Genomic DNA, 25,506 nt, shown 5'->3' with positions numbered 1-25,506 from the left:
GCCCTCCAGCGTTCGTCTCCGGCTGGAGGCTAGGCGAGGAGCCTGATGAGATTCTGGGAAGCCGCCCGGCATCGCCGAGCAGGCTAGGCGCCGGGCATCGCCAGAAACACCTCGCCGGTGCCCGCAAACGTCAGGGTTCCCTCGTCGGGCGTCACGTACACAGCCTGGCCGCGCTTCAGAGCACGAGACGCCCCCGCCCCAGCGACCAGAAACCCGCCCGCCGTGCAGATCGCAATGGCCGGGCCGGTGAGGGTGATCTGTCGCATGGTGACCGGCGTCGCCGACGCGGCCGCAGCATCCGCTTCTATGTGCACGAGCGCGAAATCAGGCACCCCGGGGCGATAGACCGAGACGCCGTCGCCGAGCACGACCGGAGCGAGGTACGGCGCCGGGCCCTCCCCGAAGTCGAGCACCGCGAGCAGCTCCTCGATGTCGATGTGCTTCGGAGTGAGCCCGCCGCGCAGCACGTTGTCGGAGGCCGCCATCAGCTCCACGCCGAGCCCCGACAGATACGCGTGGATGTTGCCGACCGGCAGATACAACACCTCGCCGCGTTTCAGGGACACCCGGTTGAGCAGCAGGGCCAGCACGATGCCGGGATCGCCCGGGTATTCGGCGGCGAGCGCGCGCACCGTCGCCAGCTCGCGCGCATAGCCGATGATCGCTCCCCCGCCCGCCAGAAACTCGGCGTGCGTAGCGAGCGCGACCACCCGTTCGACCAGCCACTCCACCTCGCCGGAATCGCCGCCGCGCCCGTCGCGCAGCAGCCAGTCGACCGTGTCGCGCAGTCCCCCGGCGAGGTGATTCTCGAGAGAGTCGATGGCCGCGGCCTGCGGGTTCTCGGTCGCGAGATCCAGCAGGCGCAGCTCGGCGATGATGCCGCGCACCTCGGGCAGCGGGCGGAATCCGCAGAGCGCTTCGAACGTGTCACTCAGGGCAAAGATGAGTTCGGGCTTGTGGAACGGGTCCCGAAAGTTGCGATTGCCGGCGTCGACGGCGATGCCGGCCTCGTTCTCCAGCTCGAATCCGGCGCGGGCCTGCTCCGTCGTCGGGTGTGCCTGCAGCGACAGCGGGCGTCCGGCGGCCAGGATTTTCAGCAGAAAGGGCAGGCGCGGGACATCCGCTTGCCGCGTCGCCCACCCAGCGCCGAGCGCCACCTCTGGCGCAGAAGCAATCCACTCGGCGAGGTTCGAAAAACCGCCGACCTGCGACGGATCCTCGATCAGCGAGGGCGAACCGGCGTGGGCCCCTAGCCACAATTCGGCCTCAGGCGAACCCGATGGCGTGCGGCCGAGCAGATCGGCGATCGCGTGCGTGGACCCCCAGGCGTAATTGCGCGGCTCGTTGGTGATGCCCACAAACATGTTCGGCTCCTTCTGACAGTGTTTAGACCAAACTACCAACCGACTTCGAGCATTCAGCCAGCGACCCTAGGCTGACCACCAGCCTCGGTCGCGCGTCGACCGCCCATCTTGCAACGGAGCATCCATGACCTTTGAGCTACTCGGCAGCGACTTCTTCGGCTACGAAAACCTTCTCACCGCGCCCGAGCAGGAGGCCATCGTGAAACTGCGCGCCTACCTCGAGAAAGAAGTTCGTCCGATCGCAAACGGATGCTGGGACCGCGCTGAATTCCCCACCCAGGTTATCAAGCCGCTCGCCGAGCTCGGCCTGTACTCCTTCGGCTGGGACGAGACCAAACCGTTCGCGAATTCGGCCGTGTTCCGTGGCTTTGCGGCGCTGGAACTGGCGCGAGTGGACGCATCCGTTGCCACCTTCGTTGGAGTTCAGAACGGCCTGTCAGCCGGGTCGCTCGCGGCCTGCGGCTCGGCCAAGCAGCGCGCCGAGTGGATTCCGCGTCTCGCCTCGGGCGAGATCGTGGGAGCATTCGGGCTCACCGAACCGCTGAGCGGCTCCGACGCGGCGCAGGGCCTGCAGACAACGGCCACCCGCACGGGCGACAGCTGGACCCTGAACGGCGCCAAGCGCTGGATCGGCAACGCCACCTTCAGCGACGTGACCATCATCTGGGCCAAGGACACCGCCGACAGCAGGGTGAAGGGGTTCATCGTTCCCACCGACACGCCCGGCTACGCGGCCACCAAGATCGAGGGCAAGATCAGCCTGCGCGCCGTGCAGAACGCGGACATCACCCTGACCGACGTGGTGGTGCCGGAGCGTCTGCGCCTGCAGAACGCCAACTCGTTCAAGGACACAGCGAAGGTGCTGCGGGCTACCCGCGCCGAGGTGTCCTGGGCGGCAGTCGGCAACGCAATCGGGGCCTACGACGCGGCCGTCGCCTATGCGCACGAGCGCGAGCAGTTCGGTAAGCCGATCGGCGGGCACCAGCTGGTGCAGGACCTCTTGGTCAAGAGCCTCGGCAACATCACCGCGAGCCTCGGCATGGTCGTGCGGGTATCGCAGCTGCAAGACGAAGGCGTGCAGCGCGACGAGCACTCCGCGCTCACCAAGGCCTACACGACCAGCCGTATGCGGGAGAGCGTGGCGTGGTGCCGCGAGCTGTTCGGCGGCAACGGAGTCACCCTCGAATACAACGTGGCCCGGCACTTCGCCGACGCCGAGGCCATCTACTCCTACGAGGGCACCCAGGAGATGAACACCCTCATCGTTGGGCGCACCATCACCGGGCAGGCCGCCTTCGTCTGACCCCCGCATCGGCCGGCGCCCCGGCCGCACGCTATGCCGGTAGATTTCGCGACACGCCGCGCGGGGCATCCGTTTTGCGCGGCGTGTCGCACATTTACCGGCGTCACGTACCAAAGCGGATGCCCGCGCCGCCGAATAACGCCGCACCCCTGAAAGTGCCGCGCAAGCTGCGCAGAACCGCACCCCGGGCTACGGTGGCGGAATGAGATCACACCAGTCCGGCCCGGACCCGAGGTGACGACCGACCAGGGGCTCGACGCGATCGTCGTCGGATCCGGCCCGAACGGACTCGCCGCCGCCGTCACCCTCGCCCGCGCCGGCCTCAAGGTGCGCGTCTACGAGCGCAACGCGCAGATCGGCGGCGGCGCAGCGACCGCCGAACTCACTCTGCCCGGGTTCCACCACGATGTCGGCAGCGCCGTGCATCCGCTCGCCCTCGCCTCCGAGTTCTTTCAGAAGTTCGCACTCAAAGACCGCATCGACCTGAAAGTACCCGAGATCTCCTACGGACATCCGCTGCCCGGCGGCCGCGCCGGCGTGGCCTGGCACGACATCGAACGCACCGCAGCGGGGCTCGGCCGCGACGGCCCGGCCTGGCTGCAACTGCTCGGGCCGCTCGTGCAGAACGTGCACGCCATCGCCGAACTCACCGGGGATGCGCTGCTGCGCGTGCCGCGGCATCCGTTCACGCTGGCGCGGTTCGGGCTGCGCACCCTGGAGCAGGGCGGCCCGGCCTGGAACTGGCGCTTCACCGGCGAGACCGCCCCGGCGCTGCTCACCGGAACGTTCGCGCACTCCATCGGACGGCTGCCTAGCCCCTCGACTGCCGGTGCCGGCCTCGTTCTGGCCGCGCACGCGCACGCCGGGGGCTGGCCGATTCCGACCGGAGGCAGCGGCGCCATCGTGCGGGCCCTCGCCGATGACCTGCTCGCCCACGGCGGCGAGATCATCACCAATGCGGAGATCACCAGATTGAAAGAGCTGCCGCCAGCACGCGTGACGCTACTCGACGTGACGCCCCGGGCGCTCGTCGAGCTCGCCGCCGGGGCCCTGCCCGACCGGTACACCACCACGCTCAGCCGGTTTCGGTACGGCAACGCCGTCGCCAAGGTGGATTTTGCACTGAGTGAACCGGTGCCCTGGACCGCCACAGACCTGCGGCGAGCGCCGACCCTGCACGTGGGTGGCACCCGCGCCGACCAGGCCCGCGCCGAGAACCTGGTCGCCCATGGGCGGCACTCCGACTCCCCCTACGTGCTCGCTGCGCAGCCGAGCATTCTCGATTCCACCCGCGCTCCCGCCGGAAGGCACGTGCTCTGGGCGTACACGCACGTCCCGGCCGGGTCAACCCGCGACCAGACCGAGCAGATCACCCGGCAGATCGAACGCTTCGCTCCGGGCTTTCGCGACACGATTCTGGCCTCCGCCAGCCAGACCGCCGCGCAGATGCAGAACAACAATCCCAATCACATCGGTGGAGACATCGCGTCCGGAGCCATCAGCATGGCCCAGCTCGTGCGTCGCCCGGTGCTCTCCGCAGACCCGTGGCGAACCCCTCTCGATGGCGTCTACCTGTGCTCCTCGTCGACGTCGCCCGGCCCCGGCGTGCACGGAATGTGCGGCTACCGCGCCGCCCTCAGCGCCCTGGCTCACGAATACAACATCACGACGCCTCCCACCCTCTCTCCCCCTCAATGACCCCTCCATTCCGCGAGAGCGGGAAAAGTGCTGCTTCAGCCACCGCGAAGTAACACTTTTTCCGCTCTCGCGATCAGGACTGATAAGGAGCTCCCATGGCCGTGAACCACCGAACGTTCGACTGCACTCCCGAGCAGGTCTTCGCGGTGCTCGAAAACGGATGGCTCTACCCCACCTGGGTCGTCGGCGCGAGCCGCATGCGCGACGTCGATGCCAGCTGGCCCGCCGTCGGCAGCCGCCTGCACCACTCGGTCGGAGTCTGGCCAGCCCTGCTCGACGACAGCACCTCCGTGCTCGAATGGCAGGCGCCCCGTCACGTCATGCTCAAGGCGCGGGGCTGGCCGATCGGTGAGGCGCACGTGTCGATCGACATTCAAACCCGCGAGAACGGATGCCTAGTGCGCATCACCGAAGACGTCGTCGCCGGCCCAGCCCGCCTCGTCCCCACCCCCCTGAGCGACCTGGCCATCAGCTACCGCAACACCGAGACCCTGCGCCGCCTCGCCTACCTGGCCGAGGGCCACGCCGAGTAGCCCCACGTCTCGCGAGAGCGGGAAAAACGTTGCTTCAGCTACCCCGAAGCAGCAATTTTCCCGCTCTCGCGTGAAGGATGGGGAAGGGAGAACGGTAATCTGAAGCCATGCCCACCGTGCAGAGCCGCCTCGTCATTCGACTCTTCGCGACCTTCGTCTGGTTCACCGTTCTGGCCGGCCAGTTCTGGCGCAACCTCGGCGGCTGGTGGGGATTCGGCACCATCGCGCTCATCGTGATCGTCGGCAGCGTGATCGGTCTCAGCACCCAGCGCACCAACGCCCGCAACCGAGTCGCCGCACAGGCCGTGGCCGCTGAAGTGGCCGTGACCACATCCTCGAACGCGACGGCCGTCTCAGTTTCGGCGCGCGTCGGCACCGCAGCAGCAAAAACAGCCCTCGATGACACCCCCACGCCCCGCGACATCGCCCGCGGCCACACCTACCAGGCCGCCCTCGCCCCACCCCTGAACTGGCGCAAGTTTCCCAAGACCATCACCGCGTTCCTGCTGCTGGTGACCCTGTCCATCGCGTGGTCGTATTACCCGGGGGCATCCGCTCTGGGCGTCTCCCTGCAGCTCGTCACCACCTTCGCTGCCCTGTTCCTGGCCGTCACCCTCACCTGGCCAGAACTGCTGCGCACCCTGGCCGGTGCCCTGCACTGGGTGCTCGCACTCAGCCTCGTGTTTGAGCTGTTCGTGGCCCTTGTCCTACAACACGAAGTCCTCCCATTTTTCGTCGACTATGGCACCGAAAAAGTACCGAACGCCTTCTATTGGAGCCGCGGCCTGCTGCTGGCCGGCGGCCCCATCGAGGGCATCGTCGCCAACCGCAACCTGCTCGGATTCATCGCGCTCACCGCCATCATCGTCTTCACTGTGCAGCTGCGAGCCCACACGATCAAGCGCAACGCCGGCCGGCTCTGGCTCGCTCTGGCCGTCGGGATGCTGCTGCTCACCCGCTCCGCCACGGTCACCGTCTCGCTCGTCGCCGTCGTCGCCGCCCTGCTGTTCGCACTCTGGGCGCGCACCCTGCACGACGAGCACCGCAGGCCGCTGTATGTGGTGGCGGCGGCATCCGTTGTGGCGGTGGCAGCGGCCCTCGCGCTGTTCTCGGGGCAGCTGTTTGGCCTGCTCGGTCGCAGCGACGACCTCACCGGTCGCTTCGACATTTGGGCCAGCGTCACCCAGCTCGCCCTCGAACGACCGGTGTTCGGCTGGGGCTGGGTGAGCTACTGGGTGCCGTGGGTGGAACCGTTCAACGACCTCGCTGTGCGCAAGGGCGTCACCTACCTGCAGGCGCACAACGCCTGGCTCGACGTGTGGCTGCAGCTCGGCTTTGTCGGCGTTATTCTGTTCGCTGCCCTGGTCTTCTCCACCCTGTGGCGGGCCTGGTTTCTGGCCGTCGACCGGCCGCGCCTCGGCGTGAAAGACACCGAACCGTTCGCCGTCTCGGCCCTGCTTCCACTTCTACTGCTCGCCGCGCTGATCGCGCAGAGCGTGGCTGAAAGTCGGCTGCTGATCGAGAGCGGCTGGGTGATTCTCATCGTGCTCGCCGTCGTCACCAAACGGCAGCAGCACGCGCCAAGACCAATGCCCTAACTCCGGCGCGGTAAATTAGAGGATGCCCACCCTGCCCGATACTCTGCGTCGCGTTCTCGCGTCGCCGAAGTTCGCGGCCGCGCTCACGCTCATCATTCTGGCCACGGCCTTCAGCACCCACCTGCTCAGATCAGTCATGGGCTGGCCGGGCCTCATCGGCATTCTCGGCGGCCTCGTCGTGCTGGCCATCTTCTCGCTCATCGCCCGCCGCCCCATCGTGGAGTGGCACGGCCTGCTGCCCATCTCGATCATCGTGTTCGTGGCCTGGTGCGCGCTCTCCGGCCTGTGGAGCGGCTACGTCTCCGACACCATCATCGGCGTCAGCTACCAGGTCACCGTGGGGTTCCTCGCCATCTACGTAGCGCTCGTGCGTGACACCTTCCAAATCGTGCGGGCCACCGGTGACGTGTTGCGCGTGCTGCTCGGGCTCTCCATCGTGCTCGAGGTGCTCTCGGGACTACTGCTCGACCTGCCGATCGCCTTTCTCGGCGTCGCCGGCGACATCGACCGGCTCGGCCCCATCCAGGGCATCTTCGGATCCCGCAACGTCTTCGGCCTCATCGCCCTCATCGCCGCGGTCACCTTCTACGTGGAGCTGCGCGCCCGGTCCATTCCGCGCGGGCTCGGCATCGGCTCGATGTGGCTCGCCGGTATCTGCGTCGTGCTCACCCGCTCCCCCGTCATCGTGATCGTCGCCGTCTGCGTGACCGTCGCCGCGCTCGCCCTCTACCGGTTGCGCCGAACCCCCGTCACCAGCAGACGGATGCTGCAGCTCGGCCTCCTGGCAGCGGCTCTCGTCGCCGCCGGCGCGGCCTGGCTCGGCCGCACCAACATTGTCGGCGCCCTCAACGCCGGCAGCGAATTCGAAGCCCGCTACTCACTCTGGAGCGAGATGTGGCGACTGGTGGAGCTGCATCCGCTCGAGGGGTGGGGCTGGGCCGGATTCTGGCCACAAGACATCACCCCCTACGGCTGGCTGGAATTCACCACCGGACGCGTGCATGCCACCGGCCTCAACGCCTACCTCGACGTGTACTTTCAGGTGGGACTGATCGGCTTTCTCGCTTTTCTCGCCCTCGTGCTGCTGGCCTTCGTGCGCTCCTGGCTGCTCGCCTCGAACAAGCGCTCGCTGGCGTATGTCTGGGCGCCGCTCATTCTGGTGACCCTGCTCGTGACCAGCGCGGCGGAGAGCACGATTCTGTTCGAGTTCGGCTGGTTGCTGCTCGTGATCTGTGCGGTCAAGGCCGCGCAGGGGCTGAGCTGGCGCAGCGCCCTGCCGCACAAGCCGCACCCCGACGCTCCGTAGCGTCTGGCCTGGCTCCCGGACCCTGGTTTGGCCACGTCGCGCCAGCGCCGTGCGTCAACAGGCCCAGCTACGCGGGGGCTGCGCCAGTGAGCGGGACTTGCGCTCATTCGCGGGGAGTGCCCGCCGCCAGCGTGCCCGAGGCCAGGCCGCGCTGCGCGGGACCTGCGCCAGTACGCGGGAGCTGCTGCGTCGGAGCGATGCCAGCCAATTGCCCTGCGCGGGGGCTGTGGCGAGTAGCGCTTAATGGTAGCGCCAGTCCACTCACTTGGCAGCAAAGTTCTGACGAGGTGGTAGCGGAGGTCGTTGTGCTGCTGGCGCATGTCGATCTGGCCGAGCTTCATGATCCGGGCGTCGTTGGCGAGGCGACTCACGATCGAGTCAGCGGCGACTCGGTCGGGCAGTTCGGCGACCCACCTCACACGCCAACAGCCGTGTCGCAATCAGCGGACAGTGCATTAGACACCTGCGAGTTCCGGAACCGACTGAGTCAAGGCCGGATAGCTCACGTAGAACAGGGTGCCGTCGCGGTAAGCGAAACCGCCATCGATGTAGTTGGGGTCAGTGTCAGGTTCGTTGAAATAGCCCGCGACCGGAGCGGTCTCTTCTACAAAGCCAGTGGTGAGGAGTTCCGCCTTCTTAGATTCCCATTCAGCGGCGGTCAGAGCGAGTTGGCCAAAGATGACCACCACGTCCCCATCACCCTGCCACGCGCAGGCGATCCCGCCACCGTCTTCCATGAACTGGATATCCGTTCGCCAGCCCTGGTACTCCCGCAATTCCAGCCCGGAGCCTTCGAAATCTGTGTAAGCCGCGGCTGTCAAGGCCGTCGTGCACTCCGGCGCCTTCGCGAAAGGTCCGGCCGCTTCAGTCACTAAAGGCGAAGTCTACGACGCCGTCGGCGGATCGCTCGCGATCAGCTCGGCCGGCTCTGCGGCGCAACTAGTCAACGCCAGAGCGAGCACCAAAACTGAGCCAATTCGAACAGAAATACTCATTTTTCTCTGTATCCCCATATACCGATGGTACCGACTGGGGACGACGGGAGCCCAATTCAGCACGGGAGGCAAACGCCTCGATCCGCGTCAGACCGGCCACATTAGCTAGTGACTTCCGAAGGAGTCCCTCAGCGCGGCAATCCCCGGTTCTGTTTCACCGTCGAAAATGATATTCCCGTGCGACAGAACGACCACGCGATCGCACAATTCAGCAATCTGCGATGCAGCGTGGGACACAAAGACGATGGTTCGTCCCTCACGCTGAAATTCTCGGATTTTCGCCATGCACTTCTCTTGGAATGGTTCATCGCCCACGGCGAGAACTTCGTCGACGAGCAGAATATCCGGATCAACGTGTACTGCAATCGCGAAGGCGAGACGCACGTACATTCCCGAAGAGTAGAACTTTACCTGGGTGTCGATGAACTCACTGATCTCGGAGAAGTCGACAATCGACTGAAAATATTCATCAGTCTCTTGCTTGGAAAGTCCCAGAATAGACGCATTGAGGTACACATTCTCGCGCCCCGTGAGGTCAGGATGAAACCCCGCGCCCAGTTCCAACAACGCGGCGAGACGCCCACGCCGTTCAACAAATCCACTGCTCGGCTCGATGATCCCTCCGATCACCTTCAGGAGAGTGCTTTTTCCCGAACCGTTCGCTCCCAGCAACCCAATGGTCGTGCCAGCCGTTATCGAAATCGAGACGTCGCGCAAGGCCCAGAAATCATCCTTGTGCATGTTGGAACGGCGAAAATTCACGATCCGCTCTTTGAGAGACTTATCCTTGCGGATAACAAAGCGCTTGGACACGTCATTGATGTGAATTACATCAGGCGCTGCAGATACTGTCGACATTTCTAGATCTCCTGGGCGAAATTGCCTTGCAAACGCGAGAAAACGCGCTGGGCGCCCCACACGCACAAAAGTCCAACAATGATCATCACAACGAGCCTGAGGCCGAGATGCTCAGGGTAAATAGCCCCCGCTTCGGGGGTGCTGCCAGCGATCCAAAATGCTTTTTGAAAAGCGAGAATAGCGATCGTAATTGGATTGGCGAGGTAAATCTCGGTAACCCACCCCGGTAAGCCTGCTCGCCCCAAGGCATCAACAACGAAACCAAAGGAATAGACGATAGGCGAGATCCAGAACCCGATGAGCAACGACACCTCAACTAAGTATTGAACGTCGCGAAGATAGACATTTACAGCTGAGAGAAACAGGCTGAAAGCAATTCCAAATACTGCGACAACGAGGATCGCCAATGGCGCATACAATATCTCTATCTGCCACGGTATTTGCAGGAGAACCACTGTGGCGAAAATGAGCACGACAAGCTGAACGGCGAAATTGAACATCGCGGAACCTGTCGAAGCCAGAGGAAATATCTCTCGAGGGAGGTAAACCTTCTTAATAAGTCCGGCATTGCTCAGGATAGACATCGTGCCGCCTGAGATGATCTCGCTGAACAACCCCCAGAGGGTTAACCCGCTAAAAACGAAAATAGCGAACTGAGGAATTCCGCGCTCGGCGCCAAGTATCTTCCCAATAGCGAAGTAATAGATCGCCAACATTACGAGAGGGCGGATCAGGCTCCAGAGAAATCCTAATGAGCTGTCTTTGTAACGAGCCTTGAGCTCGCGCCTGATCAACAAGTCGAGGAGTTCACGGTGACTCCACGCCTCACGCACGGCCGAAGCAAAACCCGATACGGCTGAGCCGTTTGCAGACCCGGCTCGCTCGAATGGAAGTGAAGCGAGTCTCGATGCTCGCCTCCGTGCTTCGGTACCCATGCATCTCCATCGCACCATCCACGGAGATGTCCAGTGGATGAGATCGGTTATGTACTGTCACGTCAAGCATTTGACCGTGAAGTCACATCGGACGGCAACAATTGCCCATGCTAGCCTACTACGGTGGTTCAAACTGAAAGACTTGGATGGAAAAGACACCGCTGTCTGGCGTACCAACCTGGGGGCACCCACTAGTGTCGCAGGTCGTTTTCAAGCCCGAATCCAACCCTGTCGTGAGTGTTGTCGTCCTAGCGTGGCGACTATCCGGTCCCCTGCGACAAGCACTTGCGTCTGTCGCTAACTCGCGAAATCCACCGCCTTTCGAAGTGATCGTGGTCCTCAACGGGGCCAGTCCCGACGTACGCCAAACAGTCGCGACCGACATCGTCGGAGTACATCTGGTCGACGTTCCGGTAAACACCGGATTTGGCGACGGATGTAACCGCGGATCGGCCATCGCCCGAGGTCGTTTTCTGCTCTTTCTCAACGATGACGCCGTCGCGGACCTGGACATGATCCGTGCTCTTGTGGATGCAGCGGATGCGCCACTTGCACCAGATGCAAAACTCATCGGGGCAGTTGCTGCTGTTCTGCTTAATCCCGACGGGACCCTGCAAGAGGCCGGGTCGCGAATGTTGGGCACGGCCGGGACAGTGCAACTCGGCGCAGGCCTCTCACCGTCTTCGTCAACCGCAATCCCGTTTCTGCGACGACGGTCAATTGACTATGGTTCCGGAGCGGCGGTATTGGTTAGGCATGAGGTCTTCTCTGCTATGGGCGGATATGACAAGCGCTATCGACCAGCGTATTTTGAAGATGCCGATCTTTCCTTCCGCTTCAAGTCCCTTGGGTTCGACGTCATCGTTGAACCGAAAGCGAGGGCCACTCACCTGTCCGGAGCTTCGACTGATCGCGACCTGCGCTTTCGTCGGTTTGCGTCGGACCATGCGGGGCTGGCATTTATTGAAAGATGGAAGCACGTATTGGCAGCAGCTCCCGCCGCCGACAGCCCCCTCGAAGACACGTGCCAGATTCCGCTGGCGGATCTTGAATCCGTGCCCGATGACGCGTTGAGCACCGAGAATCCCTTGAAGATCGCGGTTACCATCGCACACGATTTCGCCGGATGGCTCAATGCCTCCCTCGACTCGGCTGAAGCAGAGATCTCATCGCTGCGGAGTCAACTCGACCAAGCCACTGATGCCGCAAGGACCGTGGAGGACGAGCTCCGCCCGCTGGCTACTCGTGCAGGCGAGTTAGGCGCTCGCCTGCACGAGCTCGAGCACCGAGGGGCATACGGTCTCGTCAAATGGAGGCTCGGAGCCGCTCTGCTGCACCGTTCGGAGAAGCGTTCGCGCTAAGTGACTCGCGGGGCGTAACTGGACGCGACCTGGGGGTCGAAATAGTGCCACAGGTCGTCTGCATATTGCGCCCAGGTCCGCTGAGTGCGTGCAACGGCCTCCAACCGTAGTCGATCTCTAAGCTCGGAATCCGTCAGGAACTCCCGAATGGCCTCGGCCAGGGTGGCATCGTCTCTGGGGTCCACCAGTAATGCCCCACCGCCGGCATCCGCGATTTCCTTCATGCTGCCGAAGTTGCTCGTGACTACTGGCGTACCCACCGCGAGAGATTCAGCGACGGGTAGGCCAAATCCCTCGTTTACAGATGGGAAAAGAGTCAACGTGGCCTCACGATAGGCCTGCCAGAGTTGGCGGTCACTCAACCCGCGCGCAACCCGAACAGGTCGGCCAAACGCGATCATTTGATCCAGTTGCTGCTCGAATCCGTCGCTGTTCCATGAATTGCCCCCGACGAAGAGCAACTCAAAGTCTTGCCCCTCTCGCCACAAGAGCTCACAGGCATGCAGAACTGCGAGGTGATTCTTTCGCGGTTCATGGCTCCCCACACACAGCAACAGTGGCGGACGCCTATCGGTACCTTCGGAACCGGAACCGGAACCGGAACCGGAATCGGAATCGGAATCGGCGAATTCTGCTGCAGTGGGCAGCATGATCTCCTGAATTTCCGGGCCGACTACGCCGATACTACCCAGCATGGTGCGCCATCCGCGGTACTCGGCTGTCGACGCGGTTGACGTCGTTGCGACCCTAGTTGCTCGCGCGACCGCACTGAGATTCTTGGCAAATGCGCCCCCCATTCCGGGGCCCACAGTTTCCGCTGTAGTGAGTGGAACGCAGTCGTGTCCAACGACGTGCAGTCTGTTGTTCGAGAATTGCGCCAGCGCCTGAATACGAGCAGTGCGGTCCGGTTCCGTCGCCAGCTCCGGAAGAATGTAGTCACAGTTCCACGGGATCGTTACCGTCGGACGCGGCGCCTGTCGCGCGTTTGGCCGAGATCCGTAGAGTGCGTTCTCACGCTCGTCGACGTCCAACATTCGTAATCGCGTGTAGTCCGCGTCCCACCCGACAAGATTGATCGTGTGGCTGGCTTCCCACTCCACGATTGTCTTGCGAACAACCTTCTGAATGCCTGTCGCAAGTTCGGAGCGGGCCGTGTGATGGGCATCAACGACTGTTTTCTCCTGCAGAATTCGTACCTCGTTACCCAAACGTCCAATAAAGCGCGTTCGAGCCAGGCGTCGCACGTGCTGAAACGCCGCCTGCGACCCTCTGAGGCGAGACATCCGAACCAGGTAGACAACCTCGTCCTGCACGGGCAACGTAGCTGTCATCACCGCGAAGAGGAGCCACAGCCGTTCTGCACTAGTTCCGATGGCAGCAGCGACCGTCTGCTCAAGCTGAGACTTCGACAACGAAGTGCTACCACCGGAAAGCAGAATTCCTGCGAGCAACTCTGTCCGTGCAGTGAGGTTATTCATTCTTCTTTTCCAGGATAGGGAGGACGAGCTCGGCCCACAGTTCTCTGGAAAAGTCGTCCCATGTTCGCCGAGGCCGGGCCAAAGCCTCTGAACGCAGTCGGGCCAGGCACGCCGGGTCTGTGAGTAACGTTCGCATGGCGCTTGCGATCGCAAGATCATCACGTGGGTCAACGAGTAGGCAACCGCCGTCTGACGCGATTTCAGCTGTGCTACCGAAATTGGATGTGATCACAGGCAGTCCAAGCGCTAAGGACTCGCCGACAGGCAACCCGAAACCTTCGTGGAGAGACGGAAAGACCGAAAACGAGGCCTCTGCATAGGAGCTCAACAAGATGTCGTCGCCGACATTACGGAGCACCTCGATCGTGTGACCGGCCCGCCGTAGGTTTTTCACGTCCCGATCAAAAGCGTAGATGAAGGACGCGCTCCCGCCTCCGATGAATCGCATTCGGAATCGCAGTCCCTCACGCCAGAGCACTTCGGCAGCAAAGAGGATCGCGTGGTGATTCTTCCGTGGCTCTTCACTGCCGACGCAGAGAATTAGCGGATCTTCGTTCGCGCTGACGTCCGGACGAGAAATTGCCCCTGGGGTGTCGATCGGAAGGGGGACCGACGTCACCACTGGGCCCGTCAGACCCTGTGATGAGAGCGAGTCGATGAATCCTTGAAACTCGGAGGCTGCCGACGCGCTCACACCCGAAATGCGATCGGCATGCTTGACAACGGCAAGAAATTCCACGAACCGGTCGGATTCGGCGAATGACACCATGTCGCCACTCACTACCGGGATCATGTCGTGAACAACGAGTGCAAGCTGGTTGCCTGAGAACTCAGCCAAAGCACTCAGTGACGCACACTCCTCGCGCTGAGGAACCTCGATCATGGTCAGAACGCAATCAACGGGAACAATAATTTCCCTTGTGGCGGTACTCGGTCGACCGTCAACAATCGGTCCCTCGGCGAGAAGACGATCGGATTCTGCCGTCGTCAGGTCTCGGAACGAACGGTCATTGTCAGTCCAGACCACGAATTGCGGCTTAAAATCACCGCTCCACCGACGGGCTGTTTCACGGACGACACGCTGGACGCCGCTATTGTGCCCCGTACGAGCAGAAAAATTGACGTCCACTAAGACCTGCTCTCGGACCACCCGAATAGTGGTGAGGTGCGATCGGTACCGAATCGCTGAGTCGCGACAGGCGCTCAGAACTACTCGGTGCACCTGCGCTGTCGCTACGAGTTCGAGTTGGCGTCGCAGGGACCGGACCTCGTCGGGCTCAGGGAACAACCCGGCAACGCCGACGAAAAGCAACCAGACCCGGTCGCTCGTCAAGTCCGCCTTCACCAGACGGCAAATTTCCCAAAGGAGCGGTCCTGCCCCCTCTGTTTGAAGTCTCTTGAGTGACGCCGCACTCAGCCCGAGATCTGGCGCGATCGCGCCAAGCCGCTGAGAAAGCGCTAATTCCATGGCGGTCTTTTGAGAACGCACTTCCGGCGGAAGCAGCGAATTCAATGTGTACGACCGCGCGCCAGTCGGCGACGAGCACGGGATGCAACAATACCGACCGCCGGTCGGAGTCCAACCTGAGAGACTTTCAATTGGAAGGTTCGGACAAGCCGAAGCGGACGCGTGACGCGCCAGGAGACGGTGTTGTGTACATCCGGTACAACCGTCGCGTAGGCCACAACCGATACGAGCCAGTCCGTCACCGTGTCATTCAGATCGGCATTTACACGAGCCCTGAGCTCGTCGCGCTCCGCTTCTGCAGCAGCCAACCGTTTCCGCAATTCTTCAATGGGTTCATACTCCACGGTATTAACGTCCGTTCTACAATGCCGATGTGCGATTCAACAGGTGAGAGTCAGGTCGGATGTCGCGCCAGTCCGATCAAACAGGGGTTACTACTGAATTTTCCACATTTGGATCTTTTCCTGCTCGCCGACCTCGTTTTCATAGTAGACAACGGAACTGACCGCTTTCAGATCATCCGCGTAGGTTGCCGCCCAGTCCACCGCACAGGCTGTGTCCGAAATGACCCATTCCACTCCTGCAGCGTGCGCGTGCTCAATGGAGAGTATATTTTCCCCACGCTCGACCATAACGGTATGCACTGCTTCGTGATCGGCTGGCCAAGCCATACCGACGTTGTAATCCGCGACCGGGGCACCGGACGTGATCTTCATTGCGAGTACGTCCACGCACGGGTCTACGACGATGAGACCACCCGTTTGCTCCGCGACGGCCTCTTTTCCAAGTTGGCCAACGGCATTGTCCCGGGGAGTGTCGTAGCTCCAGAGCGAGTGGTAAGTGGTGTCTATGGTGAACCGGGCGAAGTCCACGGCGGACACTGCCGCCGCCGAAACGCAGAGAGCGAGAACCCATGTCGCAACGAGGGTCGTCTTGCTCCGGGCGCCAGGAGCCAAGTCAGACTCCGACTCCGACTCCGATATCGGCCTCTCCGGTCGGGGATGGAAGTAGCTGAGAGCTGCCAAGACGAAGATCGGCAGTGCGGAGATGGAAATGAGGACGAACAGATCGAGCCAGAACCGATACGGTTCCTGATTTGCTCCCCACACGTCGTTCGTTGCTCCGAGAATCCACGCCGCCAGCGCGCCCACCGGATAAGCGATCCACAGCATATTCTTCCGATGAAGGCCAGCGGCGAGCGTCGCGAGTAAAGGAATTGAAAGACCGAGTGATCCGACGATGCCACGCCAATCGACTCCCAAGTTCTTACTGGACGCTACGCGGTAGGTCAGGAATGGATCATCACCGAGAATGCCCTGGGCCGTACCCAGCAGCTGGGGTATTGCTGCGAGCCCTGCTAACAGGATGAACCCAGCCACCAAGCCTCTGGACCTCGTGATTAGCGCGATCCAGCCTGGCACTGTCGGAATCAGCCCCATTACCAAAGTGACGAGTGGTCCGGCCTCCGCAGCAATGAGAGGACCAACGACAAACAGCCCCGCTACCAAGACCAGCGATATTCCCGCAAGGAGACGTGGACGGCGCGCTGTGACTATGACATACGCCGCCACGACGTAAGACAGAAGGTAGACCACGGTCAAGAACGCGTAGGTCTGAACGTTGGCCAAGAGGCCGACCGTCAGGCTCGCAATGCAGACCAGAAGGATCCGAGCCCAAGGCCGGCGCACCCGGAGGAAGGCAATGAGGATCAGAAGCATGGCCGCCGCCCCCATGCAGAGTCCGACCGATTCGCCGTTGAGTGTAAAGAGCACGCCGAAGGGACCCCACAGTACCGCGTGGGAGTCCATCGCAGTGAACCAACTGTCAGACAGAAAAACAGAAAATGTCCCAAGAATAAACGGGATTGGCGCAAGCAGCGCAGCCCACCACCGGCGGCTGAGCAGCACGAGTGCGGTGGCAAGCACCGCCACAAGAATCATCTGCGATATCAGCCCACCGACGGCCCATGCCTGAAGCGGGCTAATGCCGACAATCCGCGACACCGTGCCTAGAAAATAGTAGTACAGATGCGGGTAGCTATTCGTGCCGGTCTGCGTAAACGGCTCGACATTTGCGAGCTCACCCTGCGAGGCATTAACTACCATGGACATATAGGAAAGTTGATCGCCAGCAAAGTAGGCGCGGAAAGAACTAAACGAGAAATCAGATCGAGCGAACAGTGCCCCCCACTGCAAAGCTACATGGACGATAACCGCGATAAGGATCGAGGCGGAAATGAGCACACGGTTGTGCCTTTTAGTAGCTGACATGTTCACTTTCTGTAGGCTCCGTGGAGCGTTTCGACGATTCGTACCGTGCAGAAACTGCACTATGCGGATGGACCCGTCGGAATGGTCGCCAAAGGACCACCACTAACCGTCACGATCGTTGGTTCAGTACTCCCGCTCAACGCAATCAGCCGTCCCCAAGATTCGACGGGCCGCTTCTGACCACCGGACAGCTGATACACCGTAGAACCGGCAGGATCCTTCACGAAGAAATTGCCCGCAACTATGATCGGCGAGTGCGGTATGACATCACAGGTGATGGTGCTGAGCGTGGTAGCGGCCAGACCGAATCCGTCTGGTGACGATAGCTTCCACAGTTTGCCGTGACCTCCAATGTAGAAGGCATCGCCACATTTGACCACGATCTTCAATGGCGTGGTATCGGTGGCATAGGTCGCCAACCGTGCGTCTGATGGCGTTGTGTATCCAGCGATGCCGAGTTCACTCGTGATTCCAAATGAGTCCACGGCCACTTTTCGCGCGAGTCCGTCTACGAGGAACACTGACGGATTGCTTGCTGCCTTCACGAGAGTGCCGGGAGCCAACATTTCGGCACCGCGCGGTAGGGAGTTGAATGCAAAACGGCTGATCTTCACGATGGTCGGTCCGCGGTTGCCATTGAGAGCGGCCACGGTAGACCAACTGTCGATCCCTCGAGACTTACCCCCATCGATTAGATAAACCGTCGCGTCGGAAACAGTCGTTACAAACAGCAACCCGTCAACCGTCTGGCCGGTCTTTGGGAGCGCATCGCACGTGATCGGACTCACTGCGGTGACAGGAAGCGCCGCAACTTCATTCGATGTCAGGGCAGTCAGTCGACCACTCCCGCCAATGTAGCGACGTTCCCCGCACTGAATCACGTTGGTCAGCGGCTGTGACGCTGTTGGATACGCGGCTATTAATTCTTCAGATTGCGTACTCCAGCCATTTATTCCGAGATCAGCGGCCGTATCAAACGAGGACACCGGAATTTTTGCGCCTGTTCCGTCGATCATGTAGATATCTGGAGTTGACGCACCCTTGACGAGAGTTCCGGGAGCCAAAAGGGCTGGGCCCGCTGGGTAGGAGTTCATGAGGGCATCGGAGGCGGTATAGATGAACGGGGCCTGCTGCCCGTAGAGTGCGGCGACTATCGACCACGTCGAAATCGACCGTTTCTTTCCCGAATCGAGATAGTAAACCGTCGGGTTTGAGGCTGATTTCACGAACGGCGCCACTTCGCCACCCGTGGGGAACTTGGCTAGCTGCGACGGCAAGAGATCAACGGTATTTCCACAGCTCATTCCGAGCAGAGACACCAGTTCGCAGGTGGCGAAGCGGTGCTTAACCCCGTTTTCGAAGAGAAAAATATCCCCCGTGCCCGGGTCGCGGAACAGTGCGCCAACGGTGTTTCCTGTTGGCAAGGCATTCAAGTACGAGGCAGCTACGGTTCGATAGGGATACAGCGGACGCAAACTTTCGAGCACTGCCTGCGAAGGCACGTGATGTTTGGTCGATCCCACGATGAGAAAAATGCTCGGAGAGTCGGCACTCTTCACGAGGTCACCGCTTGCCTGAGTACTTCCGAACCAAGATGTGAATATCCGCCAGAAGTTGCGATTCCCATAGGACGAGCACGAATCGCCCAAGCCGTACAGATTGCCGAGGGCCGCTGCGTTTGGCCGGTAGGGCGTATAGATATAGAGAGCAGCCGTTGCCTGATTTTCGATGTAGACGCTCGACGTACCGCATGCAGCATTAGGATGCCACTGGATCGTGTTCGCGCGACCAGCACGGTAGGACCAGTTATTTGGGTTGGCTTGGTAGTTCTTGTACTGATGGGCAGCGTTGTAGACCTGGTTGTAGAAGCCGTAGTACGCAGCATCGCAATCGGCGGTGTCAGGGCAGCCATAACCCGTTGCGCTGCGATATTGGCGGTCCGTGGGCCAGGAATCAGTCACGAGGCCCTGTTCCTTCTCGAGAAGAACGAGGAGAACTTGCGGATTTATGCCGCAGGCTTGGCTGACGGCGTAGATAATCGCAGCGCCGCTCTGTCGCGCACCCTGATAGGCGCCGCACCGGCTGTCGGCCGGGTGCGAGGTAGTTACTTCGGAGTAATTCTTCAAACAGGTGTACCCGGAACGGCACACTGGCACCTGAGAATTCAAGAATCCCTGTATCTGGGATTCAGACATCGAACCTTGGTCGTAGAAGACTCCGTCGCTAATAATGTTTCCGGCGTTGAAACCTGATCCATCGAGCGCTTCGGCCGGCGCAGGCGGAGTGAGCGCGACCAGCAGACTCGCAGCCGTCACAAGCGTGATTACGATTGCAACTAGGCGTTGCAGGTGGCCCCGCCGCGGCTTTCTGGCACTACCGTCGGTGTGGAGAGGCATTGATTTACTCGTTTCCGCGTCTACTTCGAAAATCAAAGATCTGCGAGCTTATTATCACATAGGGAAGGGGCAAGCTGAAGTAATCCCCGCTCGTTCGGCGCTTAAGTAACTCGCTCGAAGGTACACAATTAGACTAGGACGGTCCCGGCTGTCGTCTAGAGGAAAATACACGTGCCTGAAGAAAGTATTCTGTTCGATGCCACCGCGCTCCCGGAGGCACGAGGCGGAGTGGGACGCTACGTCGAGGGCCTGCTTGGTGGTTTGACCGCAACGGGTGCGCGCGTGACCATTGTCTGTCAGAGTCGAGATGCTGCGTTCTTCCGGGAATCTTTCCCCGGATTCGCGCTCGTGGAGTTGCCACGCGCGTGTCAATCCCGTGCGGCGCGGTTCCTCTGGGAGCAGAGTGGCTTACCGCTTCTTGCACGTCGGATCGGTGCGACCGTCGTGCACTCTCCGCATTACACGATGCCGCTCGTTGGCTCGTTCCGCCGAGTTGTCACAATTCACGACGCCACTTTCTTCAGCGACCCGCAGGTTCATTCCCGGCTGAAGGGTGCTTTCTTTCGGTTCTGGACCAAGCGGGCTGTTAATAGCGCGGACGCCGTCGTCGTGCCCAGTGCGGCTACTGCGCGCGAGCTTTCCCACTACATACCGGGCTTTCCTGCTCAGGTCTTGGTCGCTCACCACGGCGTGGATACGTCGATTTTTCACACACCCTCTGCGGCCGAGCGTTCCACCGCTCGCGCCAGTATCGGGCTCGGGGACGAACCGTACATTGCTTTCCTCGGAACCCTGGAACCACGCAAGAACATTCCGGCACTCATCCGGGCAATGGCTCTAGTTGCTACTAGACATCCAGCTCCTGTATTGGTTCTCGCCGGCGGAGCCGGTTGGGACACAGCGATAGCCGCGGAGGTCATCGCAGCACAGGGCACGGTGCGGATAATCCAGCCCGGTTACCTCCCGATCGACGCGCTCCCGTCCTTTCTCCATGGGGCGCTCGCCGTCGTCTATCCAAGCCTCGGTGAAGGTTTCGGGTTGCCCGTACTGGAAGCAATGGCGAGTGGTGCGTTGGTGATCACCACACGTCGGCTAGCTCTGCCCGAGGTGGGAGGGGATGCCGTTGTCTATACGGAGATCGACGATGTTTCGATAGCGGCCGCTATCGTACGCGTGATTGAACATCCCGAAGACTCAGCATCATTGCGCGACGAGGCGCTGCACCGCTCACTCGGCTTTACTTGGGTTCGCAGCGCCCGGATACACCTCGCAGCATATGTCGGGCATGAATCAACGGTGGTGCAGGGATGATCGCTGTTATCACCGTGACCTTCAGGTCGTCCGGAATCATCTCCAACCTTCTCAACTCCGTTCCGGCTGCCGTATCGCAGCCCTATGAGATCCACATTGCGGACAACAGCCTCGGTAGTGATGTGAATCTTCAGCCTGTCTTGGTAGGATATCCCTCCGTGCTCTTGCACGAGATGAGCGAAAACGTCGGCTATGGTGCCGCGATCAATGCGGTGACGAGCACGCTGAACCACGACATCGAGTGGATTGTCGTGGTCAATCCTGACGTGACTTTTGAGCCAGACAGCATCGATCGCCTCCTTGCCTCAGCTCGACTGATCCCGACTGGTGCGGCTTTTGGTCCGCGAATCGTCGGTGCTAACGGCGAGGTTTATCCGTCGGCACGTCGGCAACCCTCGCTTCGCACCGGCATTGGCCACGCTCTTCTCCATAAAACCTGGGCCGGAAATCCCTGGTCGCAACGGTATCTCGATGACGCATCCAGCTACCAGCTCGAACGTGCCACCGGTTGGCTATCCGGGGCGTGTTTGCTGCTTTCTCGCGAAGTTTTCGACACTTTAAACGGTTTCGACGAGCGGTTCTTCATGTACTTTGAGGACGTCGACCTGGGCCGGCGCATCGCACTAACCGGGCGTGAGAATATCTTCGTACCGTCCGCGACCGTCGTTCATACCGGGGCTCATTCAACGGAGCAGGCGCGAACACGCATGGTTCGTGCGCATCACAACAGCGCCTATCTCTATTTAGAGAACCGCTATTCCGGTTGGCACCTCTGGCCGCTCCGTATGATTCTGAAAGCCGCGCTGTACCTCCGCGCACGCGTCATCGGCGGCAGGCAACGCAATGGAATGTAGACTCCAGAGGGCACTGGTCCTCATCGGTGCCCGATCATCCAGGAAACTCTCGAGGATATGAATTCGACACTGCCCGCCGACGAGCTTCCAGAGCCCCCCGCGGGCATGCAGGGCGCGCCCGGCTTTTTACTACGAGTCGTCAAAGACTATCGAGTCGCGTTCCTGCTTGTCGGAGCCGTGAACACCATCGTTGGCTTTGCCTGGTTTGCGATCTTTCAACTCACGGTGGGAAGCGCTTTCGGCTACATGGCCGCTCTCGGCTGTGCTCACGTCGCGAGCGTGCTCTGCGCATTCGTCCTCTACCGGCGCTTCGTGTTCCGTGTACGAGGGCATGTCTGGCGCGACCTCGCGCGATTCGAGATGGTGTATCTGGTCGCGCTCGGCATCAACGCAATACTTCTCCCAATCTTGGTCGAACTGTTCGGACTTGAACCGATTGTCGCTCAAGCACTAATCGTCTTTGTCACCACAATGGTCAGCTTCGTCGGCCACCGCAATTTTTCCTTTCGGCGCCCCAGAACGCCGCAGTCAGACGTACCAGAAATGAGCTCCGAGTGACCACGGTTTCCGTCGTTATCCCCGCCTACAACAATGCCGAGTACCTTGAGGAAACCCTCACTTCGGTTTTTGCGCAGACGTTCGAAGATTTCGAAGTCATCGTTTCTGACCACTCCTCCACAGACTCGACAAAAGCCGTCATAGAGAAGTTCCGGCACGAACCGCGCCTGGTCATCCTGGACACGGAAGCCGGTGGAGGTGCACTGCGAAATTGGAACCGTGTTAGCCAAGCCGCGACCGGAACCTACCTCAAGCTTGTCTGCGGCGACGATCTCATCCACCCCGATATCCTGGCCAAACAGGTTGCAGCGATGCAGTCAGCCTCCAACGTTGTCCTGGTCGCCTCGCCGCGATCAATCGTGGATGCACGCAGCCAGCCCGTAATTGCCCGCCGCGGCCTGGCCGGCCTCCGCGGACAGATGGCCGGTGTACGAGCCGCACGGGCAACAGTGCGATCCGGAACCAATATCTTTGGCGAGCCCGCCTGCGTCCTAATCCGCCGGGACGTACTTGAACGAGTTGGCTGGTGGGATTCGCGCTTTCCGTACCTCATTGACGAGGCCACCTATGTTCGAGTTCTTTTGGAAGGCAACTTCGTCGCCGTGCCAGAGGTGCTGGCCGGATTCAGAATAAGCGATTCCCAGTGGAGTGTGCGCCTCGCCGGTCAGCAGGCTCAACAAGCGAGTGATTTTCACCGTTGGCTGAAGCTCGATCATCCCAACGTCGTTAATCGCGGCGATGTCCTCCTCGGCAATGCTCGTGCTTATGCCATGTCCTTTGCGAGGCGACTTGCCTACATACTGCTGCGTCGACGAATGAACCGAGCCATTTGATGGCGAACGAGGTCGCTGAACGCACGGGCACTCTGCAACGACTGTGGACACACACAGACGCTTTCCTGTATTTCGTCACCGCGGTTGTTTCATCGATCGTCACCTGGTTGGCCATTGATCTCAAGGGCACACGCCTGGATGCGCCGTTCGAATACAACGGTGATGCTCTAGCTACGGGCGCGCATTTCAAGACGGTATTGCAAACCGGCTGGTACGAGTATCAGGGCCTGCTCGGCGCTCCGTACGGCCAGACATACAACGATTTCCCCACGGCCGACAACCTCCACCTGGTCGTTGCCAACGTCATTGGGCTGTTCACCGATCAATGGCCCGTTGCGTTGAACGTCTACTACATCATCGGTTTCCCCTTGGCTGCGCTCGGTGCCGTCTGGTTCCTCCGCACCGTCGGCGTGTCCAGAGCCCTGACCGTAGCTCTCGCCACAGCGTTTGCCGTGGCGCCGTACCACTTCATGCGCGGCGAGGGGCATCTGTGGCTTGCCTCCTACTACGCGGTACCGCTCGGCGCCGGTTTGTTGGTGATTTTGCTTTCAGGCGCGCGTCTGTGGGGTCGCGGCCGGTCGCACAACAAATGGTTGGCTGTGATCTTCAGTCCGACCAGCCGCAGCCTCCTCTTCACCACGCTTCTTGCGTCATCTGGGTCATATTATGGGATCTTTTTTCTGGTTCTCCTCGCCTTCGCCGGTATTGCAGTCCTCATTCGTGACGGTTCCTGGGCGCGCTTCTGGGGAGCTGCGGGATTGGGTGCGTTCACGGCCGGCGTCATGTTTCTCAACATGCTGCCGGACATTCTGTACGGCATATTCAACGGTGCGAATGCTGCGGGGCTCGCTCGTTCTGCCCCTGAGGCTGAAATCTATGCTCTGAAGCTGACCCAACTCATCATGCCGTGGTCTGGCCACCGCATTCCCATACTTAAACATTTTCGGGAACTCTACGACAATTACTACCCGCTACTGTCCGAGCGACCAGCGCTGGGAGCACTCGGTGCCCTGGGCCTCGTGATCGGATTCCTGACGATTGCCTATTTCGCAATCGCCCGGCGGCGAACACGTCGTGAGGCCAAGGCCGGGCGCGGTGAACATCAGCAGCTATTACTCGACCGAGTTGGTGACCTCGGCGGGCTCCTGTTCGTAGCCTTTCTCTTCGCCACGGTCGGTGGCCTTTCGACGGTGATCTCATTTTTCACCAGCAGCCTCCGTGGGTGGAACCGGATGTCAATTGTCATGTTGATCCTGGCGCTCGGTATTGTCGGTCTCGTGCTGGATGGGTTGATCGCGAGAGTCGCCACCAGATTCAATTGGCGGGTGTCGCTTCGCGCCGTTGTCGCTGCAGGGATGGCCTGCCTTCTGCTCGTGGTGGCCTTCGTCGATCAGACTCCGAGCGATGTTACGGCCGGTCGAATAGCCGCAGCGAAAGCCTTCGATGCGGACACAGTGTGGATTGACACCGCGCTTAAGGGTGTCCCCTCCGGATCCGCAATTTTGCAGTTGCCCTATGTTCCATTCCCCGAAAGTTCTTCGGTCACAGGCGTTCTCGGCTCGGAAGGGTTGATCCCCTACCTTCTCTCCGAGAACATCTCCTGGTCCGCTGGCGGCATTAAGGGACGGCCGAGATCTGACTACCCCCTGGCTCTTGAGCAGTACCCTCCCGAGGACGTCGCTATTCTGGCCGCGGCCTCAGGCTTTGCTGGAATAATGGTGGACAGGAATGCGCTGCCGGATCACGCTGCACGCCTCGAAGCAGGATTGACGTCTCTCCTTGGCCACGCGCCTCTGGTGAGCGAGTCCGAGCGGTTTACGTTCTTTAATTTGCGGGATCTGGCGACAACAATCAGCGAATCGAGTTCTCCAACTGAGCTTGAATCCATCACTCGCGTCATTACCCAACCCGTTACGGGATACTTCGAACCTGACTTCGAGGCGCTGTCCAGTGCCGATGGCCTTCCCGAGTGGGGAACTGCCCTCTCCAATGCGAAAATTCGCCTCACGAATACCACGACTGATTCCGTCTCACTTGAAGCCCAGCTCACTATCACCGCTGACCCCGAAGCGAACCTCAAAGTGTGGGTAGACGGACAAGGATCCAAGGTACCCGTTACCCTGAACGACGGCGTGGGTACGGTTCGCCTCCCGGTTTCCGCAGCTCCTGGCACGACGAACCTTCACATTTCTGGACTCACCGGACCAATAACGGTGTCGCACCTGCGTCTCGTGCCCGATGAGGTAGTCCAGTTTCTCGGCGCGCTCAGCAGTTCGGGAGCCGAACAATGACCTGGCCGCTGAGAGCAATCCCCTTACCCAAGACGCCTGAACTTCAAACGGATGCTGCGACGAGATCAGTCGTAATAGCGGATAGGAAAACCAAGC

Annotated in this window: 18 protein-coding genes and 1 pseudogene; 11 read left to right on the top strand and 8 right to left on the bottom strand. The window is 60.9% G+C overall.

Annotated elements, in window-relative coordinates; all coding sequences use genetic code 11:
- Nucleotides 1-83: 83 nt before the first annotated feature.
- Nucleotides 84-1,364, bottom strand: a complete 1,281-nt coding sequence (gene manA, locus CJ028_RS10185) for a mannose-6-phosphate isomerase, class I (RefSeq protein ID WP_105035126.1) — start codon at nucleotides 1,362-1,364, stop codon at nucleotides 84-86.
- Between the two features lie 124 nt (nucleotides 1,365-1,488).
- On the opposite strand from manA, the gene CJ028_RS10180 reads away from it, so the two are divergent.
- From CJ028_RS10180 to CJ028_RS10160, 5 genes are all read left to right on the top strand, one after another.
- Nucleotides 1,489-2,667 carry an acyl-CoA dehydrogenase family protein gene (locus CJ028_RS10180; RefSeq protein WP_105035125.1) on the top strand — a complete coding sequence of 393 codons (1,179 nt, stop codon included), beginning with the start codon at nucleotides 1,489-1,491 and terminating at the stop codon, nucleotides 2,665-2,667.
- Between the two features lie 234 nt (nucleotides 2,668-2,901).
- Nucleotides 2,902-4,365, top strand: coding sequence for a phytoene desaturase family protein (locus tag CJ028_RS10175; RefSeq protein ID WP_105035124.1), 1,464 nt, complete (start codon nucleotides 2,902-2,904; stop codon nucleotides 4,363-4,365).
- Nucleotides 4,366-4,460: 95 nt separating this feature from the next.
- Complete coding sequence (locus CJ028_RS10170; RefSeq protein WP_105035123.1) at nucleotides 4,461-4,898, top strand: SRPBCC family protein; 438 nt, start codon at nucleotides 4,461-4,463, stop codon at nucleotides 4,896-4,898.
- 107 nt (nucleotides 4,899-5,005) lie between these two features.
- Nucleotides 5,006-6,496, top strand: a complete 1,491-nt coding sequence (locus CJ028_RS10165) for an O-antigen ligase family protein (protein ID WP_105035122.1) — start codon at nucleotides 5,006-5,008, stop codon at nucleotides 6,494-6,496.
- A gap of 22 nt (nucleotides 6,497-6,518) precedes the next feature.
- Nucleotides 6,519-7,802, top strand: a complete 1,284-nt coding sequence (locus CJ028_RS10160) for an O-antigen ligase family protein (protein WP_105035121.1) — start codon at nucleotides 6,519-6,521, stop codon at nucleotides 7,800-7,802.
- A gap of 455 nt (nucleotides 7,803-8,257) precedes the next feature.
- Here the strand turns inward: CJ028_RS10160 and CJ028_RS10155 are convergent, their stop codons facing one another.
- The 3 genes and pseudogenes from CJ028_RS10155 to CJ028_RS10145 all read right to left on the bottom strand — a co-directional run bounded on the left by CJ028_RS10155 (nucleotide 8,258) and on the right by CJ028_RS10145 (nucleotide 10,590).
- Nucleotides 8,258-8,674: a hypothetical protein gene (locus tag CJ028_RS10155; RefSeq protein WP_105035120.1), complete on the bottom strand. Its 417-nt coding sequence runs from the start codon at nucleotides 8,672-8,674 to the stop codon at nucleotides 8,258-8,260.
- Between the two features lie 243 nt (nucleotides 8,675-8,917).
- Nucleotides 8,918-9,655: pseudogene (locus CJ028_RS10150) on the bottom strand (ABC transporter ATP-binding protein); the annotation flags it as partial.
- Between the two features lie 2 nt (nucleotides 9,656-9,657).
- Nucleotides 9,658-10,590 carry an ABC transporter permease gene (locus CJ028_RS10145; protein WP_105035118.1) on the bottom strand — a complete coding sequence of 311 codons (933 nt, stop codon included), beginning with the start codon at nucleotides 10,588-10,590 and terminating at the stop codon, nucleotides 9,658-9,660.
- 146 nt (nucleotides 10,591-10,736) lie between these two features.
- Here CJ028_RS10145 and CJ028_RS10140 point away from each other — a divergent pair, with 146 nt between their 5' ends.
- Nucleotides 10,737-11,951: a glycosyltransferase family 2 protein gene (locus tag CJ028_RS10140; RefSeq protein WP_105035117.1), complete on the top strand. Its 1,215-nt coding sequence runs from the start codon at nucleotides 10,737-10,739 to the stop codon at nucleotides 11,949-11,951.
- Here CJ028_RS10140 and CJ028_RS10135 read toward each other — a convergent pair.
- The 4 genes from CJ028_RS10135 to CJ028_RS21200 form a co-directional block, all read right to left on the bottom strand.
- Nucleotides 11,948-13,429, bottom strand: coding sequence for a glycosyltransferase family 4 protein (locus CJ028_RS10135; RefSeq protein WP_161498954.1), 1,482 nt, complete (start codon nucleotides 13,427-13,429; stop codon nucleotides 11,948-11,950). The genes CJ028_RS10140 and CJ028_RS10135 overlap by 4 nt on opposite strands.
- Nucleotides 13,422-14,558: a glycosyltransferase family 4 protein gene (locus CJ028_RS10130; protein ID WP_161498953.1), complete on the bottom strand. Its 1,137-nt coding sequence runs from the start codon at nucleotides 14,556-14,558 to the stop codon at nucleotides 13,422-13,424. The genes CJ028_RS10135 and CJ028_RS10130 overlap by 8 nt, the downstream gene beginning before the upstream one ends.
- Before the next feature lie 773 nt (nucleotides 14,559-15,331).
- Nucleotides 15,332-17,140: a hypothetical protein gene (locus CJ028_RS10125; protein WP_105035114.1), complete on the bottom strand. Its 1,809-nt coding sequence runs from the start codon at nucleotides 17,138-17,140 to the stop codon at nucleotides 15,332-15,334.
- 86 nt (nucleotides 17,141-17,226) lie between these two features.
- Nucleotides 17,227-19,563 carry a LasA N-terminal domain-containing protein gene (locus tag CJ028_RS21200; protein WP_205683995.1) on the bottom strand — a complete coding sequence of 779 codons (2,337 nt, stop codon included), beginning with the start codon at nucleotides 19,561-19,563 and terminating at the stop codon, nucleotides 17,227-17,229.
- Nucleotides 19,564-19,734: 171 nt separating this feature from the next.
- On the opposite strand from CJ028_RS21200, the gene CJ028_RS10115 reads away from it, so the two are divergent.
- The 5 genes from CJ028_RS10115 to CJ028_RS10095 all read left to right on the top strand — a co-directional run bounded on the left by CJ028_RS10115 (nucleotide 19,735) and on the right by CJ028_RS10095 (nucleotide 25,410).
- Complete coding sequence (locus CJ028_RS10115) at nucleotides 19,735-20,874, top strand: glycosyltransferase family 4 protein (protein WP_167395136.1); 1,140 nt, start codon at nucleotides 19,735-19,737, stop codon at nucleotides 20,872-20,874.
- Nucleotides 20,871-21,728 carry a glycosyltransferase family 2 protein gene (locus CJ028_RS10110; protein WP_105035113.1) on the top strand — a complete coding sequence of 286 codons (858 nt, stop codon included), beginning with the start codon at nucleotides 20,871-20,873 and terminating at the stop codon, nucleotides 21,726-21,728. Before CJ028_RS10115 ends, CJ028_RS10110 begins: the two co-directional genes overlap by 4 nt.
- A 105-nt stretch (nucleotides 21,729-21,833) precedes the next feature.
- Complete coding sequence (locus CJ028_RS10105; RefSeq protein WP_105035155.1) at nucleotides 21,834-22,286, top strand: GtrA family protein; 453 nt, start codon at nucleotides 21,834-21,836, stop codon at nucleotides 22,284-22,286.
- Entirely contained in the window at nucleotides 22,283-23,119 is an 837-nt protein-coding gene (locus CJ028_RS10100) for a glycosyltransferase family 2 protein (protein ID WP_105035112.1), read from the top strand. The genes CJ028_RS10105 and CJ028_RS10100 overlap by 4 nt, the downstream gene beginning before the upstream one ends.
- The gene (locus tag CJ028_RS10095; protein ID WP_105035111.1) at nucleotides 23,119-25,410 is read left to right on the top strand and encodes a hypothetical protein; all 2,292 of its coding nucleotides are present in this window, start codon (nucleotides 23,119-23,121) and stop codon (nucleotides 25,408-25,410) included. Before CJ028_RS10100 ends, CJ028_RS10095 begins: the two co-directional genes overlap by 1 nt.
- Nucleotides 25,411-25,506: the final 96 nt, after the last annotated feature.

The sequence above is a fragment of the Cryobacterium aureum genome (genome assembly GCF_002954245.1).
In the GTDB taxonomy this organism is placed as follows: Bacteria; Actinomycetota; Actinomycetes; order Actinomycetales; family Microbacteriaceae; genus Cryobacterium; species Cryobacterium aureum.
The sequence above is the reverse complement of the archived record's forward strand: the minus strand, read 5'-3'. Positions and strand labels throughout refer to the sequence as shown.

Bases quoted from the DNA above. Each gene is read 5' to 3' on its own strand.
- manA (WP_105035126.1), bottom strand. From the start codon at position 1,364: ATGTTTGTGGGCATCACCAACGAGCCGCGCAATTACGCCTGGGGGTCC.
- CJ028_RS10145 (WP_105035118.1), bottom strand. From the start codon at position 10,590: ATGGGTACCGAAGCACGGAGGCGAGCATCGAGACTCGCTTCACTTCCA.
- CJ028_RS10135 (WP_161498954.1), bottom strand. From the start codon at position 13,429: ATGAATAACCTCACTGCACGGACAGAGTTGCTCGCAGGAATTCTGCTT.
- CJ028_RS10105 (WP_105035155.1), top strand. From the start codon at position 21,834: ATGCAGGGCGCGCCCGGCTTTTTACTACGAGTCGTCAAAGACTATCGA.
- CJ028_RS10170 (WP_105035123.1), top strand. From the start codon at position 4,461: ATGGCCGTGAACCACCGAACGTTCGACTGCACTCCCGAGCAGGTCTTC.
- CJ028_RS10140 (WP_105035117.1), top strand. From the start codon at position 10,737: ATGGAAAAGACACCGCTGTCTGGCGTACCAACCTGGGGGCACCCACTA.
- CJ028_RS10165 (WP_105035122.1), top strand. From the start codon at position 5,006: ATGCCCACCGTGCAGAGCCGCCTCGTCATTCGACTCTTCGCGACCTTC.
- CJ028_RS21200 (WP_205683995.1), bottom strand. From the start codon at position 19,563: ATGCCTCTCCACACCGACGGTAGTGCCAGAAAGCCGCGGCGGGGCCAC.
- CJ028_RS10110 (WP_105035113.1), top strand. From the start codon at position 20,871: ATGATCGCTGTTATCACCGTGACCTTCAGGTCGTCCGGAATCATCTCC.
- CJ028_RS10180 (WP_105035125.1), top strand. From the start codon at position 1,489: ATGACCTTTGAGCTACTCGGCAGCGACTTCTTCGGCTACGAAAACCTT.
- CJ028_RS10160 (WP_105035121.1), top strand. From the start codon at position 6,519: ATGCCCACCCTGCCCGATACTCTGCGTCGCGTTCTCGCGTCGCCGAAG.
- CJ028_RS10095 (WP_105035111.1), top strand. From the start codon at position 23,119: ATGGCGAACGAGGTCGCTGAACGCACGGGCACTCTGCAACGACTGTGG.